Source organism: Sphingopyxis sp. UBA6723, from assembly GCF_002454115.1.
Classification (GTDB): Bacteria; Pseudomonadota; Alphaproteobacteria; order Sphingomonadales; family Sphingomonadaceae; genus Sphingopyxis.
In genome coordinates, this window is the sequence record NZ_DKIH01000009.1 from 233,217 (window position 1) to 249,077 (window position 15,861).

Annotated in this window: 17 protein-coding genes; 2 read left to right on the forward strand and 15 right to left on the reverse strand. The window is 63.9% G+C overall.

All coding sequences use genetic code 11. The features are described 5' to 3' along the window. Positions 1-31: 31 nt before the first annotated feature. The 5 genes from B4F07_RS07220 to B4F07_RS07240 all read right to left on the reverse strand — a co-directional run bounded on the left by B4F07_RS07220 (position 32) and on the right by B4F07_RS07240 (position 3,696). Positions 32-1,411 carry a DEAD/DEAH box helicase gene (locus B4F07_RS07220; RefSeq protein ID WP_293704678.1) on the reverse strand — a complete coding sequence of 460 codons (1,380 nt, stop codon included), beginning with the start codon at positions 1,409-1,411 and terminating at the stop codon, positions 32-34. A 236-nt stretch (positions 1,412-1,647) separates the two neighbouring features. Further along, a complete protein-coding gene (locus B4F07_RS07225) occupies positions 1,648-2,406 on the reverse strand; it encodes a sulfite exporter TauE/SafE family protein (RefSeq protein ID WP_349681317.1) in 759 nt (252 codons plus the stop codon). Continuing rightward, a complete protein-coding gene (locus tag B4F07_RS07230; protein ID WP_293696913.1) occupies positions 2,403-2,834 on the reverse strand; it encodes a DoxX family membrane protein in 432 nt (143 codons plus the stop codon). Before B4F07_RS07230 ends, B4F07_RS07225 begins: the two co-directional genes overlap by 4 nt. Continuing rightward, positions 2,834-3,367: a rhodanese family protein gene (locus tag B4F07_RS07235; protein WP_293696916.1), complete on the reverse strand. Its 534-nt coding sequence runs from the start codon at positions 3,365-3,367 to the stop codon at positions 2,834-2,836. Before B4F07_RS07235 ends, B4F07_RS07230 begins: the two co-directional genes overlap by 1 nt. 2 nt (positions 3,368-3,369) lie before the next feature. After that, positions 3,370-3,696 (reverse strand): ArsR/SmtB family transcription factor, encoded by a 327-nt coding sequence (locus tag B4F07_RS07240; RefSeq protein WP_293696919.1) that lies wholly within the window; start codon positions 3,694-3,696, stop codon positions 3,370-3,372. Positions 3,697-3,760: 64 nt separating this feature from the next. On the opposite strand from B4F07_RS07240, the gene B4F07_RS07245 reads away from it, so the two are divergent. Beyond that, positions 3,761-4,636 carry an MBL fold metallo-hydrolase gene (locus B4F07_RS07245; RefSeq protein ID WP_293696922.1) on the forward strand — a complete coding sequence of 292 codons (876 nt, stop codon included), beginning with the start codon at positions 3,761-3,763 and terminating at the stop codon, positions 4,634-4,636. A gap of 69 nt (positions 4,637-4,705) precedes the next feature. Continuing rightward, complete coding sequence (locus tag B4F07_RS07250) at positions 4,706-6,178, forward strand: glycerol kinase (protein WP_293704680.1); 1,473 nt, start codon at positions 4,706-4,708, stop codon at positions 6,176-6,178. A gap of 135 nt (positions 6,179-6,313) precedes the next feature. Here B4F07_RS07250 and rpmE read toward each other — a convergent pair whose 3' ends face one another. The 10 genes from rpmE to pyrH all read right to left on the reverse strand — a co-directional run bounded on the left by rpmE (position 6,314) and on the right by pyrH (position 15,774). Then, positions 6,314-6,541: a 50S ribosomal protein L31 gene (gene rpmE, locus B4F07_RS07255; protein WP_088439403.1), complete on the reverse strand. Its 228-nt coding sequence runs from the start codon at positions 6,539-6,541 to the stop codon at positions 6,314-6,316. Positions 6,542-6,753: 212 nt separating this feature from the next. Continuing rightward, a complete protein-coding gene (fabZ, locus tag B4F07_RS07260; RefSeq protein WP_293704683.1) occupies positions 6,754-7,233 on the reverse strand; it encodes a 3-hydroxyacyl-ACP dehydratase FabZ in 480 nt (159 codons plus the stop codon). Between the two features lie 4 nt (positions 7,234-7,237). Beyond that, positions 7,238-7,930, reverse strand: coding sequence for an OmpH family outer membrane protein (locus B4F07_RS07265; RefSeq protein WP_293700961.1), 693 nt, complete (start codon positions 7,928-7,930; stop codon positions 7,238-7,240). Continuing rightward, complete coding sequence (gene bamA, locus B4F07_RS07270; RefSeq protein ID WP_293704685.1) at positions 7,930-10,596, reverse strand: outer membrane protein assembly factor BamA; 2,667 nt, start codon at positions 10,594-10,596, stop codon at positions 7,930-7,932. The genes B4F07_RS07265 and bamA overlap by 1 nt, the downstream gene beginning before the upstream one ends. Before the next feature lie 72 nt (positions 10,597-10,668). Beyond that, positions 10,669-11,802 (reverse strand): RIP metalloprotease RseP, encoded by a 1,134-nt coding sequence (gene rseP / locus B4F07_RS07275; protein WP_293704720.1) that lies wholly within the window; start codon positions 11,800-11,802, stop codon positions 10,669-10,671. Beyond that, on the reverse strand, positions 11,795-12,961 hold the full coding sequence (locus B4F07_RS07280) for a 1-deoxy-D-xylulose-5-phosphate reductoisomerase (protein ID WP_293704687.1): 1,167 nt from the start codon (positions 12,959-12,961) through the stop codon (positions 11,795-11,797). Before B4F07_RS07280 ends, rseP begins: the two co-directional genes overlap by 8 nt. Position 12,962: 1 nt before the next feature. After that, positions 12,963-13,649, reverse strand: a complete 687-nt coding sequence (locus tag B4F07_RS07285) for a phosphatidate cytidylyltransferase (RefSeq protein ID WP_293698108.1) — start codon at positions 13,647-13,649, stop codon at positions 12,963-12,965. Positions 13,650-13,652: 3 nt separating this feature from the next. Beyond that, positions 13,653-14,339, reverse strand: a complete 687-nt coding sequence (gene uppS / locus B4F07_RS07290) for a polyprenyl diphosphate synthase (protein WP_293704689.1) — start codon at positions 14,337-14,339, stop codon at positions 13,653-13,655. A 119-nt stretch (positions 14,340-14,458) separates the two neighbouring features. Next, complete coding sequence (gene frr, locus B4F07_RS07295) at positions 14,459-15,013, reverse strand: ribosome recycling factor (protein WP_293698114.1); 555 nt, start codon at positions 15,011-15,013, stop codon at positions 14,459-14,461. 29 nt (positions 15,014-15,042) lie between these two features. Continuing rightward, positions 15,043-15,774, reverse strand: a complete 732-nt coding sequence (pyrH, locus tag B4F07_RS07300; protein ID WP_293698117.1) for a UMP kinase — start codon at positions 15,772-15,774, stop codon at positions 15,043-15,045. Positions 15,775-15,861 lie beyond the last annotated feature (87 nt).

The window sequence follows — 15,861 nt, forward strand, 5'->3', positions numbered from 1 at the left end:
TACGCTCCTCGCAATGACGAGGGTTTTAGCATCAGCCGACGCGGGTCACCGCGCCCTTGTGTGCGCCGACGCTTTTGTTACGCGGGCGAAAGCGGCGCTTGCGCTGGCCTTCGGCACCTTCACCGGCAGGCGCATCGCGGCGCGGACCGCGATCGCCGCGCGGCTGGCCGCCGCTCGGCTGGCGGCGCGCGTCCTGACGCTGACGGTTCGGGTCGCGGCCCTGGCTGCCGGTGTCGCGCGGCCCTGCAACGGGCTTGGGCAGGTTGCGCACCAGCTCGTTGAAATTCTCGGGCAGCGGCATCGGTTCGGACTTGCTGCGCGTGACGCGCTCGATGTCCCGCATATAGGGCCGCTCATCGGGGGCAATGAAGCTGATCGCCATGCCCTCGGCACCCGCGCGCGCGGTGCGGCCGATGCGGTGGACATATTGTTCGGGCACGTTCGGGATTTCGAAGTTGATGACGTGCGACACGCCCGACACGTCGATACCGCGCGCGGCAATGTCGGTCGCAACGAGCAGCTTGATGTCGCCCGAGCGGAACGCCTGCAATGCATGGGTGCGCTGCGACTGGCTCTTGTTGCCATGGATCGCCATCGCCTTGATCCCGGCGCCCGCCAGATGCCGCACGACGCGGTCGGCGCCATGTTTGGTGCGGGTGAAGATCAGCGCGCGGTCGATATCCTGCGTCGCGACGACCGAGTGCAGCAGCGCCTGCTTTTCCTTCTGTTCGACGAAGGTCGCGAACTGGCGGATCTTCTCCACCGTGGTCGCCTGCGGGGTGACCGAAACGGTGACGGGATCGTTGAGGAACTGCTCGGCGAGACCCGCAATTTCCTTGGGCATCGTCGCCGAGAAGAACAGGTTCTGGCGACGCGACGGCAGCAGCTTGGCGACGCGGCGCAGCGAATGGATGAAGCCCATGTCCATCATCTGGTCGGCTTCGTCCAAGACAAAGATTTCGACATCGTCGAGGCGCAGCGCGCGCTGGTCGATCAGGTCGAGCAGGCGGCCCGGGGTGGCGACGAGGATGTCGACGCCGCCCGACAGGTCGCGGATCTGCTTGTTGATCGGCACGCCGCCAAACACCGTCGAGACCGACAGCTTGGTAAAGCGGCCATAGTCTCGGCAGCTCTGCGCGATCTGCGCGGCGAGCTCGCGCGTCGGCGCGAGGACGAGCATCCGGCAACCGCGCGGGGTCGGGCGGTGCGGATAGGTCAGCAGGTGGTGGATCGAGGGCAGCGAGAAACCGGCGGTCTTGCCGGTCCCGGTCTGCGCGATGCCGCACAGGTCGCGGCCCTTCATCAGCGGCGGGATCGCCTGCATCTGAATCGGGGTCGGGACGGTATAATCCTTGGCGGCAAGCGCGCGATTGATGTCGGCGTGCAGGCCAAAGTCGTTAAAAGTCGTCATAAAATACTCACTAAGAGCGACGCGCACAGCGTCCATTCGCATCGAACGGACGGCGCACGGGCCGCGGGTTCGAAACGACCCGCGTGAAAGGGTGCCTCTGGGGACAATAGCGCGGTTCCGGCTCGTCCCGCGCCTGAGATTGGGCGGGAAAATCACGCTGCCGGTGGCTTCGGCGGATCGTTCCGCCATGCTGCGCTGCACAATATATGGCATAGAGATGGCGATTTGGCAAGCGTTTAGCGAAAGATGATAAATAGTCCGACCGCGATCACCAGCAGCGCGAAGCCATGGCGCAGCAACTTCGCATTCTTCTCGATGCGGCGAAGCAGCGGCATTGCGGCCAATGTGCCGAGCGCGCCACCCGCGACGAGCGCTCCGAACAGCGGCCAGAGCAGCTGGCCATGAAGCGCGTAAGTGGCGCTGGTCGCGCCGCCGAACAATGTCACCGAAACGAGCGACGACGCCGAAGCGTTGGCGAGCGTCATGCCGGTCGCCGCCATCAGCCCCGGCGCGATCAGAAAGCCGCCGCCGATGCCGAAGAAACCGGCCGCCAAACCCGCGACCAATCCGACGGGTGCCAGCTTCCACACCATCGTCGGGGTCAGTCGGACCGCCGGGTCGCCCTCATTCTTGCGCGGGATGAGCATCGACAGCGCGATGGCAATCATCGCGACGCCGAAAGCGCGGATCAAAAAATCGCCGTCGATTTGCATCGCCAGCCGTGCGCCCGCCACCGAACCGATCAACCCCGCGGTGGCAAACACGCTGGCGCACGGCCATTTGACCCGCCCAGCCTTGGCCTGCGCGATCAGTCCTGTCGCGGCGTTCACCGCCACCGCGGCAGCAGAGGTCGCGATCGCGGCGTGGGTATCGACTACTCCGACGACATAGATCAGCCAGGGGGTTGCGAGCACCGATCCGCCGCCGCCGAACAACGTCAGCAGTAGCCCGATGAGAACGCCGCCAAGCGCCGCGAGGAGCAGCGTTTCGATCAACGCACGCGACCGCGCTGTGCATAAATGAAGAGCAACGCGCCAAGGATCGCGACATTTTTGAGCAGTGGCCCGACATGGCCGGGCGCAATGTGGACCGACACAGTGATCGGCACGAGCGTGACGAACAACAAGAGCGCCGACAGACGTTGCAGAAGCCCCAATGCGAGTAGCAGCCCGAAAAGGATGAACACCCCGCCGCTGAGCCACAGCAGCATCGCCGGATCGCCAATGGCCATGACCTGATCGCGCCATGGCGATTCATCGATGCGCTGCCGCATCTCGTCCAGCTGGACAAAATGGCCGATCCCGCCGACGATGAAAATCAGGCTAAGCGCGATGCGAAAGATCGTCTCGGCGCGGTGCGCAATCCAGCGCGGTGACCATAACCCACGATCAAGTTCGCGAAGCCAAGCCCATGTCGCGCGCATCAATGCGCCATCCGGCGGTTCCACGGCGCCAGCATCAGCAGCCGCGCCATGCCGCAAAAGCCGCTGATCCCGGCAAACAACAGCCCGGCGCCGACGAACGCCGACAGCCCGAACCAGGGGGGCGCGACAAAGGTGCCGAGCAAGGCGCCGATCAGAATCAGCGCGCCCGCCGCAATCTGGACCTGGCGCATGATTTCCAGCGGCGCTGATGCGTCGGTCGCCACCGGCAAGCCCGCCTTTTTCCAGGCGTCGAGACCGCCGTCGAGGACGAACGCCTCGCCAGAAATACGCGCCGCCAGTCGGTCACACGCACCCGCAGTTCGTGCGCCCGAACGGCAGGTGAAAATAACGTCGGCGGCCGGATCAATGCCAAGATGCGCCTGTTCCCACCCCGACAAGGGCTGCGATTGGGCGCCCGCAATGTGCGAGCGGGCAAATTCGTCGGCCTCGCGAATATCGACGAGGATCGCGCGGCCGCTGTCGAGCCGGGCGCGGACCTCGTGCGGCGCGAGGCTGTTGATGGTGGCCGTCATGGTCATTTCCTCATGTCAGGGGGACAGAAAAGTTCGGCGAGCGTTTCGATCACGCGCATCGCGGCGGGATCGTCGAGCCGGTAGAACACCGCCTGCCCCTCGCGCCGCGTCGCGACGATGCCTTCGGTGCGGAGCAGCGCGAGATGCTGTGACAGCGCCGATTGCGACAGGCTGACGTGCGACTGAATATCGCCCACAGCCATTTCGCCGTCGGCTAGCTGGCAGAGGATCATCAGCCGTTTTTCATTGGCAAGGAGGCGGAGGAGCGTCGCAGCGCGCCCGGCGCTTTCTTCGAACAGGCGGAGGTCAAAGCGGGTCAGATCGAACATGGCGTCAATATATTAGTTGATTCTAATTTAGCAATCCCTAATATATGTGCAAAGGAGATTTTCCATGACCGCCGAATCCCCGCGCCCCGACGTCACCGGCTTTTTCGACGCCGCAACCAATACGATCAGCTATATCGTTGCCGATCCGGCTACCGGCACAGCGGCGATCGTCGATCCGGTGCTCGATTTCAGCCAGCGCGACGGTCGCACCTCGACCGCCGGGGCCGACCGGCTGCTCGCGGAAATCGAAGCGCGCGGTCTGCATCTTGCCTATGTGCTCGAAACCCACGCCCACGCCGACCATCTGACCGCGGCGCATCACATCCATGAACGCACTGGCGCACCGATTGTCATTGGCCGCCATATCGGCGACGTGCAGCGCATCTTTGCGCCGCTGTTTGCCGCGGACGACGTCACGCCCGACGGCGGCGCCTTTTCGCGGCTGGTCGACGAAGGCGACACGCTGCCGCTGGGCGAACTCACGATCGGCGTGATCCACACGCCGGGCCACACCCCCGCCTGCGTGACCTACACGATCGGCGATGCCGCCTTTGTCGGCGATACGCTGTTCCAGCCCGACTATGGTACCGCGCGCGCCGACTTTCCCGGCGGCGACGCGGCGACGCTCTATCGGTCGATCCGCAAGATTTTTGCCCTGCCCACGGACACGCGCGTCTTTACCTGTCACGATTACCCGACCCAGGATCGCAGCGAGCCCGAATGGGAATCGACCGTCGCCGAGCAGCGCGCCGCCAACGTCCATGTCCATGACGGGGTCAGCGAAACCGATTTCGTCGCGATGCGCAGCGCGCGCGACAAGGGTTTGGCGGCGCCGCAGCTGATCCTGCCGTCGTTGCAGGTCAACATTCGTGCCGGCGCACTGCCGCCGATCGAAGCCGATGGACGTCGCTATCTGCGCATCCCGCTCGATACGATCTGATCCGCACCAACGCGCTTGAGTCGTCCGCGGTGCTGCGCCAAGGTTGCGCGTAAAGCGGGAGAGCGGAGCATGGCCGAAAAAATCATCGTTATCGACGAGGGGACAACCTCGACCCGCACGATGCTCTTTGCCGCCGACGGGACGTCGTTGGGCAGCGCGCAGCGCGAATTTCAGCAGCATTATCCCGGCCCCGGGCTCGTTGAGCATGATGCGGTAGAAATCTGGGAGGCCACGCTCGCCTGCACCCGCGCGATGATCACCAAGGCCGGGGGGGCCGACCAGGTCGCCGCCATCGGCATTACGAACCAGCGCGAGACGATCGTGTTCTGGGATCGATCGACCGGCGAACCGCTGGCGCCCGCGATCGTGTGGCAGGACCGCCGCACTGCCGCCGACTGCGCGGCGCTGAAGGACGCAGGGCATGAGGCAGCGGTGCAGGCGATCACCGGCTTGCTGCTCGACCCCTATTTTTCGGGCAGCAAGATCGGCTGGGCACTGAAACACTGGCCGCAGCTGCGCGAGGCGGGCGATCGGCTCGCGGTCGGGACGATCGAATCCTATCTGGTCTATCGCCTGACCCGCGGGGTGCATGTCAGCGATGCGACCAACGCGTCGCGGACCTTGCTGATGGATATCAACGGCGCGGGCGGCTGGGACGCGGGACTGTGCGATCTGCTGGGCGTACCGATGGGGCTGCTTCCTGAAATCACCGGATGCACCACGACCGTCGGCGCGACCGATCCTGAGCTGTTCGGCGGCGCGATCCCGATCTGCGGCATGGCGGGCGATCAGCAGGCGGCGACGATCGGCCAGGCGTGCCTGTCGCCCGGGCAAACCAAGGCGACCTTCGGCACCGGCGCCTTCATCCTGTCGGCGAGCGGGACCACGCGGCCGATATCAAAGAACCGGCTGCTGGCGACCGTGCTGGTGCAGGAGGGTGATGTCCGTTCCTATGCGCTGGAAGGATCGGTGTTCGTCGCGGGCAGCCTGATCAAATGGCTGCGCGACGGGATCGGACTGCTCGCCAATGCGGGCGAGAGCGAGGGGCTGGCGCGCTCGGTCGCCGACAATGGCGGGGTCTATCTGGTCCCTGCCCTTACCGGGCTCGGTGCGCCGCACTGGCGGCCCGATGCGCTCGCCGCGATCTCGGGGCTGAGTTTCGCGAGCACCAAAGCGCATGTCGCGCGCGCCGCGCTCGAGGCGCAGGCGTACCAGGCGCATGACCTGAAATCGGCCTTTGCCGCGGATGGCGTCGATTGGGCGGACTTGCGCATCGATGGGGGGATGGCGGCAAACGACTGGATGGCGCAGGATCTGGCCGACATGCTGGACCTGACCGTCGAGCGGCCCGATTTTGTGGAAAGCACCGCGTTGGGCGCCGCGATGCTCGCCGCGACCGGCGCCGGTCTCTACCCCGATCTGGCGAGCGCGGCCAAGGCGATGCGCGGCACGGCAACGCGCTTCACATGCGCGCTGGACGCCGACAAACGCAAAACGCGCCTTGCCGGGTGGCAAAGCGCGCTTGCAAAGGTTTTAACCTAAAGCCCCTCCCCTTCAGGGGAGGAGTTGGGGTAGGGGTCGCGATCTGCGCAACACCCGAATGCCCACCCCGCTGCGACTAGCGAACAAGTTCGCAAGTCTCGCTGCCCCTCCCCTAAAGGGGAGGGCGAATTAGACTTAGCGCTTGAGGGTCAGACCACCAAAGCGCTTGTTGAACTTGGCAACTTGACCCGCCGCGTCGAGCATACGGCCATTGCCGCCGGTCCACGCCGGATGCGCGGTGGGGTCGATTTCGAGCGTCATCGTGTCGCCCTCTTTGCCCCAGGTCGAGCGCGTCTGATATTCGGTGCCATCGGTCATCTTGACCGTGATCATGTGGTATGCGGGGTGAATGTCTTGTTTCATGTCTTAAGCTCCTGTGCCGCTGGTTACCGACCAGCGGGCGCGAGTCTGTGCGTCCAGGGACGCGAAGGTGCGGCCTTTAGTGGCCAAGTTGAAAAAATGCAACACCAACCCCGTTCGCCCTGAGCTTGTCGAAGGGCTGTCCTTTTCGTCGGCAACGTCAAAAGGAAGAACGGTGCTTCGACAAGCTCAGCACGAACGGAATATGGGGTGGCTCAATCTGTCGGCGGGTCGGCGATCATCGCGGTGAACTGGCACTCGGCTGCGAGCACCCCATCCAGCATCGCCTTGCCTTCGAAACGGCAGACGCTGCGCTTGGCCTGGATGATCGTCGCATGCAGGTCGAGCAGGCAGCCGGGTTCGACCGGCTTCCTGAACTTCGCGCCGTCGATCGCCATGAAGTAGACGAGCTTGCCGGTCCCGGCGAGCCCCATCGATTCGATCGCTAGGACGCCAGCGGCCTGCGCCAGTGCCTCGACGATCAAGACGCCGGGCATGATCGGTCGGCCAGGAAAATGCCCCTGGAAAAAGGGCTCGTTCATCGTCACCGCCTTGACCGCGTGGATCGAGGTATCGGGGACAATCGACACAACCCGATCGACAAGCAGCATCGGATAACGGTGCGGCAGCAGCGTCAGGATCCGGCGGATGTCCACCGGTCCCAGCGCCCCTGCCGCTTTATCCCCGTCGGTCACGATATTAGCGGGTCGTCGGTGCGGTGCCGGTGGGCGCCGGTGCGGCGGGCGTTGCGCCCGGCTGTCCGGCACGAGCGGCGTCCATCAGCTGCTGGTTGCGCTGCTGAACGAGCTGACCCGGCTGATAACCGGCGGGAACCGCGGTCGACACCGTCGGGAGGAGGCGGTTGAGTTCGGCGATGACGGCGTCGGTGATATCAACATTGTTTTCGCGCGCCAGCACGGCATCGGGGTTGAGCAGCAGGTCGATCTTGCGCGCCGTCATCGCGGCACGAATCGCTTCGTTCATGCGCACGCTGATCTGGTCTTCGACATAAGCAATGGCGAGCTCGACCGGACGGCCAATTTGGCCGAGTTCGGTTTGCGCCGCCTGACGCTTGTTCTGCACGGCTTGGCCGGCCGCCTGCAGCGCCGCTTGGTTCTGCGGCGTCTTGCGCGACTCTTCGTTATATTTGGCGATCAGGACGTTGATTTCGGCCTGCAGCGTCTGGCCGCGCGACTGCTGCTGGTCGATCTGCGCCTTGTAGGTCGTTTCGATCTGCTGCGAGGCAACGGTGAAAGCGTTCGAGCGCGCGGCAGCGACGCGGACGTCGGCGACGGCAACCGCCTTGGCCTGCGCGGCGGCCGGGACGGCCATGATCGGCGAAACCGACAGCGTGGCGACGGCGAGCGCCGAGGCGATAAGAATGTTCTTCATTAGAATTGAGTTCCTACGTTGAATGAAAAGCGTTTTGTATCATCACCCTCTTCTTTGCGAAGGGCGTAAGCGAAGTCGATCCGGAAAGGACCGAAGGGCGAGTTCCAGTTGACCCCGGCGCCGATCGAAACGCGTGGCATCCAGGTATCGCCGAAGAAGCGTTCCTCGAACGGAGCAAGGTTGGACGTCGTACCGGTCGGACAGTATTGATACTGGGTTTCGACCGCACCCGAGACTGGGTTTATATTCGACCCGAATGTCACCGCCGATGTCGCCGAGTTGCGGCAGAGATTCTTGGCCAGACCATCGGAGGGATCGGTAAAGGTTGCCAACGTCGTCAGTTCGGGCCTGCGGACGCTGAACACCGAACCGACGTCGAGGAACACCGACGGCCGCAAGCCCAGCTCTTTCGCGCCGGTACCCAGCGGGATATCGACTTCGATCCGGCCCTGATAATAAGCGCGGCCACCCAGCGCATCGTCGATCTGACCGCGATTGCCGTCGGTTTCCGTGACCACGATCGGGTTGGCGGGGTCGGTATTGTCCACCGAATAGCGGATCACGCGCGGACCCACGCCGCGAATGTCAAAGCCGCGCATCTGCGGTTCGCCGAGGAAGAAGCGATCAGTCAGGCGGACCTTGTCACTGCCCGGGTTCGGCGCGCTGCCAAAGGGGAAAATATAGCCGCCTTCCGCGGAGATGTTGAGGATGAAACGGCTGCCTAGGTTGAAATGTTTGGACGCATTGACCCGGGTCTTTACATATTTGACGCTGCCGCCCAGGCCCGCAAAATCTTGGCTGAGCGACAGCGACTGGCCGCGGGTCGGGCGGATGCGGTTATCGCGATCGTCATAGGCCAGCGTGTAGCCGACAAGCGAGGTCGTGCGTTTGCCGATCGCATCGCAAAGATAACGCCCTGCGATGAACGGGTCGCACTGATCGCCAAAGAAATAGGTGCCACGGTCGAGCGTGACATCGTCATAGTTCAGGCTGTAGCGCGCGAAGAAGGACATGAATTCGGTGAGCGGCACCCCGGCGTTGAGCTGGAAACCGGTCGTCACCTGCTCGAACGTCGTCCGGCGGTCGTTGTCGATGAAGTTGAACGAATTCAAATCGCGGCGATAGACGCTGCCGCCGACCGAGATATTGCGATCGAACAGATAGGGCTCGGTAAACCCAAGCTCGACCGATTTCGAATAGCTCGAATAATTGACCGATGCCTGGAGTTGCTGGCCGAGGCCGCGGAAGTTGCGCTGGCGGATCGATGCCTGGAGCAAGAAATTCTCGATCGACGAGAAACCGGCCGACAGCGACAATTCGCCGGTCGGCTTTTCCTGGACATTGGTTTCCAGAATGATGCGGTCGGGGGCGCTGCCCTCCTTACGCTCGATTTCCAGATTTTCCTGGAAATAGCCGAGGCTGTTCAGGCGGTTTTCGGTGCGCTTGATGCCAAAGCTGTTGAACGCGTCGCCTTCATTCAGGCGGAATTCGCGGCGCACCACCTTGTCATGGGTCAGCGTGTTGCCGTTGACGTCGATGCGCTCGACATAGGTACGCGGGCTTTCGGCGACGTTGAAGGTGATCTGCATCGTCCGCGTTTCGGGGTCGCGGCGGAATTCGGGGTTGATGTCGGCGAAAGCGTAACCGAACAGGCCGGCAGTCTCGCTCAGGCTTTCGACCGTATCCTCGACCAGCTTGGCGTCGTACCAATCGTCCTTCTTCATCGGCAGCAGCGTCTTCAGCATTTCGGGCTGGAAGTCGCGCAGTTCGCTCTTCACGTCGATGTCGCCGAATTTATAGCGCTCGCCTTCCTCGACGACGTAGGTGATGATGAAGTCCTGCTTGTTGCTGGTCAGCTCGGCCACCGCCGAAATGACGCGGAAATCGGCATAGCCGTTCTGCAGGTAGAACAGGCGCAGCTTCTGCTGGTCATAGGCCAGGCGATCGGGGTCGTAGCTGGTGTTCGACGACAGGATCGTCAGCAGCCCCGACTCCTTGGTCGCCATTTCATCTTTCAGGTCGCCGTCGCTGAACTTCTCGTTACCAAGGATGCTGATCTGGCGAACCTTCGACTTCGGCCCTTCGTTGATTTCGAACACCACATCGACGCGGTTCTGGTCGAGCGAGACCATCTTGGGCTCGACGGTCGCTGCGAAGCGGCCCTGACGCTTGTACAGCTCGATGATGCGCGCCACGTCGGCGCGGACTTTTGAGCGGGTGAAGATCTGGCGCGGCGCGAGCTTGATCTCGGGGCGGATCTTGTCTTCCTTCAGGCGCTTGTTGCCCTCCAGAATGACGCGGTTGATCACCGGGTTTTCGGTAACCTCAATCGTCAGTGCACCATTGTTGTCGGTGATCTGGAAATCCTTGAACAGCTCGGTCGCAGCGAGATCCTTGAGGGCCTGATCGAGAATCGACCGGTCGTAAGTCTGACCCACGCGCAAACGCAGGTACGACAGGATCGTCTGCGCCTCCAGCCGCTGGTTGCCGACCACGGTGATCGACTGGACGGTGGTCGCGGTTGGGGCCGCTTCACCTGCGGGCGCCGGCACAGTCGGCGGGGCAACCTGCTGCGCCATCACCGGCGCCGAGAGCATCGTTCCTGCCAAAAGGAAGGCCGACAGCTGTGTCCGCGCCGAGAATTTGTGTGAAGCCACGCTGTTCATCCCGAAAAAATAACTCAAAAGCGACAAACCCGCCTGACCGCGGGCTCGCGCGCACTCCCTGCCCCAGACTCGCTAGCCAATCAAGCGCGCGATCCCGTCCCACAGGCCCAATGAGCCCAAATCGTTGAAAGTCACGACCAGCATCAGCGTGACGACCGCCGCAAAGCCGAATCGGAACGCCCATTCCTGCACCTGCGGCGGCGCGGGGCGGCGCCGGATCGCTTCATAGGCGTAGAAAAGCAGATGACCACCATCGAGCATGGGCAATGGCAAGAGGTTGATGAACCCCAGATTGATGGAAATCAGCGCCGTAAAGAATATCAGCGAGGCAATTCCCAGCGTCGCCGCCTGCCCGGAAATTTCGGCAATCTTGACCGGCCCGTTCATGTCCTTGATCGACCGCCGCCCGGTCAGAAACTGCCCCAGCACTTCGCCGGTCTGCCTTATGATCTGCCAGGTCTGGCGCAGGCCGACGGCCGGGGCTTCGAGCAGCGATACGGACTGCAATTGGGCTGGCGGCGGCTCAAGACCGATGATCGCGCGTTCATATTCGTTACCGAACGGATCTTTTTCTTTGACCAGCCGCGGGGTCAGCGCGATCACCCGCTCGCTGCCACCGCTCATGATGCGGACCTGCATCGCTTCGCCCGGGCGGTGCGCAACCGCCATCGGAATATCGCCGAACACGGCGATCGGGCGGCCGTCGATTTCGACAATGCGGTCGCCGGGGCGCAGCCCTGCGGTGGCGGCGGCGGACCCGGCCGCGATCCCGCCGGCGACCGGCGGCGTCACCGGCGTGCCGCCGACCCAAGCAAAACCGGCGAGAATGAGGATGGCGAACAGGAAATTGGTCACCGGCCCCGCCGCCACGATCAGCGACCGCTTCCACACCGGCTGGGCGGGAAAGGTGTGCGATCTCTGTTCGGCGGGCAGCTGCTGCCATTCGGCGTCGGGCTGGCTCACTGCGTCGCGGTCGCCCGCAAACTGGACATAGCCACCCAACGGCAGCCAGCCGATCTTCCATTCGGTGCCACGCTTGTCGGTCCAGCTGACGATTTTCCGCCCAAAGCCGATCGAGAAGGTGTCGGACTTTACCCCGCACCAGCGCCCGACGATATAATGGCCATATTCGTGGACAAAGACCAGCGGGCCGAGAACCAGCAGAAAAGCGAGGATGGTAAAAGCGAAACCGGGGGTCTCAAGCATGTTCAAACTGGTCCACAAAATGCTGGGCAGCCGCGCGGGATGCGGCATCGACGCTGAATATGTCCTGAAGCGATGACGGCGCCGCAGGTTCCGCGGCATCGATCACCCGGCGCACGGTATCGACGATTGCGGGGAAGGATATGCGGCCCGCCAGAAAAGCGGCGACTGCGACTTCGTTCGCCGCATTGAGCTGCGCCGGACGCGCGCCGCCCGCGGCGATCGCGGCGCGGCACAGTGCGGTCGCGGGGAAGCGCACCTCGTCGGGTGCCTCGAAGTCGAGCCGCGCGATGCTGGCAAGGTCGAGCGGCGCGCACGGCGTCGCCATCCGCTGCGGCCAGGCGAGCGCGCTGGCGATCGGGATGCGCATGTCGGGCGAGCCGAGCTGCGCCAAGGTTGAGCAGTCGATATATTCCACCAGGCTGTGGATCACCGACTGCGGATGAACAAGGATTTCGATGCGGTCGAGCCCGACGGGAAAAAGGTGATGCGCCTCAATGAGTTCGAGGCCCTTATTCATCATCGTTGCCGAATCGACGCTGATCTTGGCGCCCATCGACCAGTTCGGGTGCGCGACCGCCTGCGCGGGGGTGACGCTTGCCATATCGGTGGCACTCATCGTGCGGAATGGGCCGCCGCTGGCGGTCAGGATGATCCGGCGCACCTGATCGATCCGTCCGCCCGCCAGACACTGAAAGATCGCATTATGCTCGCTGTCGACAGGCAGGATCGTGGCGCCCGAGGTGCGGGCAACCGCCGTCATCAGTTCGCCCGCCGACACCAACGCTTCCTTATTGGCCAGCGCAACGTCGTATCCGGCCGCCAAGGCGGCCATTGTTGGCGCGAGACCCGCGGTGCCGACGATCGCGGCCATGACGAGGTCGGTCGGACGCTGCGCGACTTCAACCAACGCCTCGGCACCGGCGGCGACTTCGATGCCGGTGTCGGCCAACGCGGCCTGGAGATCGTCCAGCCGCGCGGCGTCGGCGATGACCGCCACGTCGGGGCGAAATTCCTTCGCCAGCTTTGCCAGTTCGGCGACATCGCTGTTGGCGGTGAGCACCGTGACGCGCCACGCCGCGCCATCGCGCCGCACGAGGTCGAGGGTCGATTGCCCGACCGACCCGGTGGCACCAAAGAGCGAAAGGCGGCGCTGCGTCATCTCAGCCCGCCGTCCCGATGCTCAGCTGTCCGACATAGGCCAACGCACCCAGCAGCAACGCCACCGGCAAGATGCCGTCGACGCGGTCGAACAGCCCGCCGTGGCCGGGGATCAGCTTGCCCGAATCCTTGACCCCGGCGCGCCGCTTCATCCAGCTTTGCGCGAGATCGCCAAGCTGGGCGAGCAATCCCATGAACAGACCGATCCAGAGTGGCACGCCGATGATCCCGGCGCGGTCGCCGATCGTGGCACTGGCGATCAGCGCCGCGATCATCCCGCCGATCAGCCCCGACCAGGTTTTCGACGGACTTATGGTCGGCGCCAGACGCGCACCGCCAAAGGCGCGACCCGCAAAATACGCACCGATATCGGTCGCCCAGACCATGCCGAACACCCACAGCGCCGCCGTCATGCCCAGCTGGTCGCGGATGAACCACAGCCCCGCCATGGCGCCGAGCGCCAGCACCGGCCCGATGCTGTTCAACAGCAGCTTGGCGCCGCTGCTCAGGGTCATCGCCCGTACCAGCGCGAACCATTCGACCAGCATCAACGCCCCGCCGACCAGCAGCAGCAAACCGAACGCCAACCCCCCGAACCACAAGGCGGTGCCCGCGATCGCGAACAGGATGATCGCCGATCCCGCGCGCACCATGAAATCCGATCGCTTTCCCGCGGTTGTCGTCGTCATACCCTAAAGTCCCCCGTAACGACGATCGCGGCGCGCGAAATGATCGAGCGCCGCCTGCAAGTCGGCTGGTTTGAAATCCGGCCACAATATGTCGGTAAAATACAGCTCAGCATAGGCCGACTGCCACAGCAGGAAATTCGACAACCGCACCTCGCCCGAAGTGCGGATGAGCAGGTCGAGCGGCGGCATGTCGGCGGTGTCGAGATGGGCCGCAATCGCGGCTTCGCTGATCTCGCCCGCCGCAGCGGCGGCCTGCGCAGCGCGGACCAGCTCGTCCTGCGCGCCATAGTTGAGCGCGACCGCGAGCGTGGTGCGCTTGTTGCCCGAGGTGCGCTCCAGTGCATTTTCGATCAGCGCGACGACGTCCGGCGCCAGCGCGCGCCAATTGCCGATCACTTTCAACTTCACGTCATTGGCGGCGAACTCGTCGAGGTCAGAGACGATAAAGCGCTTCATCAACCCCATCAAGTCGTTGACCTCGTCCTCCGGCCGTTTCCAGTTTTCGGACGAGAAAGCGTAGAGCGTCATCGCCTCCAGCCCCAAGTCGCCCGCGGCGCGGACGATCGTGCGCACCGCCTCGACCCCCGCCTTGTGACCGGCGAAGCGCGGCAGCAGGCGCTTCTTCGCCCAGCGGCCGTTGCCGTCCATGATGATGGCGACATGGCGCGCGCCGTGGTTGGGGGCTGTCACGAAAAGACCTCAGAACCCGTTTGTGTCGAGCGAAGTCGAGACACGGGAAGTCGGGCACGGACGCAGCGTGTCTCGACTTCGCTCGACACGAACGGAAGAGAGGTAAGCGCCGGAGAGCACTAGCCCAGAATTTCCTTTTCCTTCGCGGTCGCGGCGGCATCGATTTCGGCGATCGTCGCGTCGGTCAGCTTTTGCACCTCGGTCTCGTGGCGCTTGCGCTCGTCCTCGCTGATTTCCTTCTTGTTCTCGTCAGTCTTCAGATTGTCCATGCCGTCGCGGCGGACGTTGCGCACTGCAACGCGGGCCTTTTCGGCATATTGACCGGCCAGCTTCGAGAGTTCCTTGCGGCGTTCCTGCGTCATTTCGGGGATCGGCAAGCGCAGCATCTGCCCATCAACGATCGGGTTGAGGCCAAGCCCCGCCGAACGAATCGCCTTGTCGACCGGGCCGACGTTCGATTTGTCCCACACCTGCACCGTCAGCATCCGCGCTTCGGGCGCGCTGACCGAGGCGACCTGGTTCAGTGGCATGTGCGACCCATAGACCTCGACCGTTACCGGATCGAGGAGCGCGGTGTGTGCACGCCCGGTGCGCAGGCCCGACAGGTCGCTTTTCAGCGCCTCGACCGCGCCGTGCATCCGGCGTTCCAGATCGGCCTTGTCATATTTCGCCATCGTCTTTTCCTCTTCTATGCTTTGCGCGTTCAGGCGTTGCCGGGGGCGTTGGCCACGACGGTCGAAACCCCCTCGCCCGCCAGCACCCGCGCCAGATTACCGGCTTCGCGAATGTTGAACACGACGATCGGGATATGGTTGTCGCGGCACAGCGCCACCGCGCTGGCGTCCATCACCTTCAGATTGTCGGCGAGGACGCGGTCATAGCTCAGCGTGTCGTAACGCACCGCCGACTTATCCTTTTTGGGATCGGCGTTATACACGCCATCGACGCTGGTCCCCTTGAGCAACGCGTCGCACTTCATTTCGGCAGCGCGCAGCGCGGCGCCGCTGTCGGTGGTGAAATAAGGGGCGCCGACGCCCGCGGCGAAGATCACGACGCGGCCCTTTTCGAGGTGGCGTTCGGCGCGGCGGCGGATCACGGGTTCGCACACCTTGTCCATCTCGATCGCCGACTGGACGCGGGTCTGGACGCCGAGCTGTTCGAGCGCATTCTGCATCGCCAGCGCGTTCATGACGGTGGCGAGCATGCCCATATAGTCAGCCTGCGCCCGGTCCATGCCCTTCGCAGCGCCCGCCATGCCGCGGAAGATGTTGCCGCCGCCGATGACAAGGCAGATTTCAAGGCCGCGGTCTTTGGCTTCCTTGACCTCGGCGGCCATGCTGGCGACGGTTTCAGGGTCGATGCCGAAGGGGGTCGACCCCATCAGCGCCTCGCCCGACAGTTTCAGCAAGATGCGTTTCATGCCGGGTAGAGCCATGTCGGGAGGAACCTCTTTCAACCACTTGATAAGCGAATGGCGCGCACCCTAGTCAGAGTACGCGCCATTGCCAAGCGGACTGCGGCG

Excerpts from the sequence above, each read along its gene's own strand:
- B4F07_RS07220 (WP_293704678.1), bottom strand. The coding sequence starts at position 1,411 with ATGACGACTTTTAACGACTTTGGCCTGCACGCCGACATCAATCGCGCG.
- B4F07_RS07230 (WP_293696913.1), bottom strand. The coding sequence starts at position 2,834 with ATGCGCGCGACATGGGCTTGGCTTCGCGAACTTGATCGTGGGTTATGG.
- B4F07_RS07235 (WP_293696916.1), bottom strand. The coding sequence starts at position 3,367 with ATGACGGCCACCATCAACAGCCTCGCGCCGCACGAGGTCCGCGCCCGG.
- B4F07_RS07240 (WP_293696919.1), bottom strand. The coding sequence starts at position 3,696 with ATGTTCGATCTGACCCGCTTTGACCTCCGCCTGTTCGAAGAAAGCGCC.
- B4F07_RS07245 (WP_293696922.1), top strand. The coding sequence starts at position 3,761 with ATGACCGCCGAATCCCCGCGCCCCGACGTCACCGGCTTTTTCGACGCC.
- B4F07_RS07250 (WP_293704680.1), top strand. The coding sequence starts at position 4,706 with ATGGCCGAAAAAATCATCGTTATCGACGAGGGGACAACCTCGACCCGC.
- rpmE (WP_088439403.1), bottom strand. The coding sequence starts at position 6,541 with ATGAAACAAGACATTCACCCCGCATACCACATGATCACGGTCAAGATG.
- B4F07_RS07265 (WP_293700961.1), bottom strand. The coding sequence starts at position 7,930 with ATGAAGAACATTCTTATCGCCTCGGCGCTCGCCGTCGCCACGCTGTCG.
- bamA (WP_293704685.1), bottom strand. The coding sequence starts at position 10,596 with ATGAACAGCGTGGCTTCACACAAATTCTCGGCGCGGACACAGCTGTCG.
- rseP (WP_293704720.1), bottom strand. The coding sequence starts at position 11,802 with ATGCTTGAGACCCCCGGTTTCGCTTTTACCATCCTCGCTTTTCTGCTG.
- B4F07_RS07280 (WP_293704687.1), bottom strand. The coding sequence starts at position 12,961 with ATGACGCAGCGCCGCCTTTCGCTCTTTGGTGCCACCGGGTCGGTCGGG.
- B4F07_RS07285 (WP_293698108.1), bottom strand. The coding sequence starts at position 13,649 with ATGACGACGACAACCGCGGGAAAGCGATCGGATTTCATGGTGCGCGCG.
- frr (WP_293698114.1), bottom strand. The coding sequence starts at position 15,013 with ATGGCGAAATATGACAAGGCCGATCTGGAACGCCGGATGCACGGCGCG.
- pyrH (WP_293698117.1), bottom strand. The coding sequence starts at position 15,774 with ATGGCTCTACCCGGCATGAAACGCATCTTGCTGAAACTGTCGGGCGAG.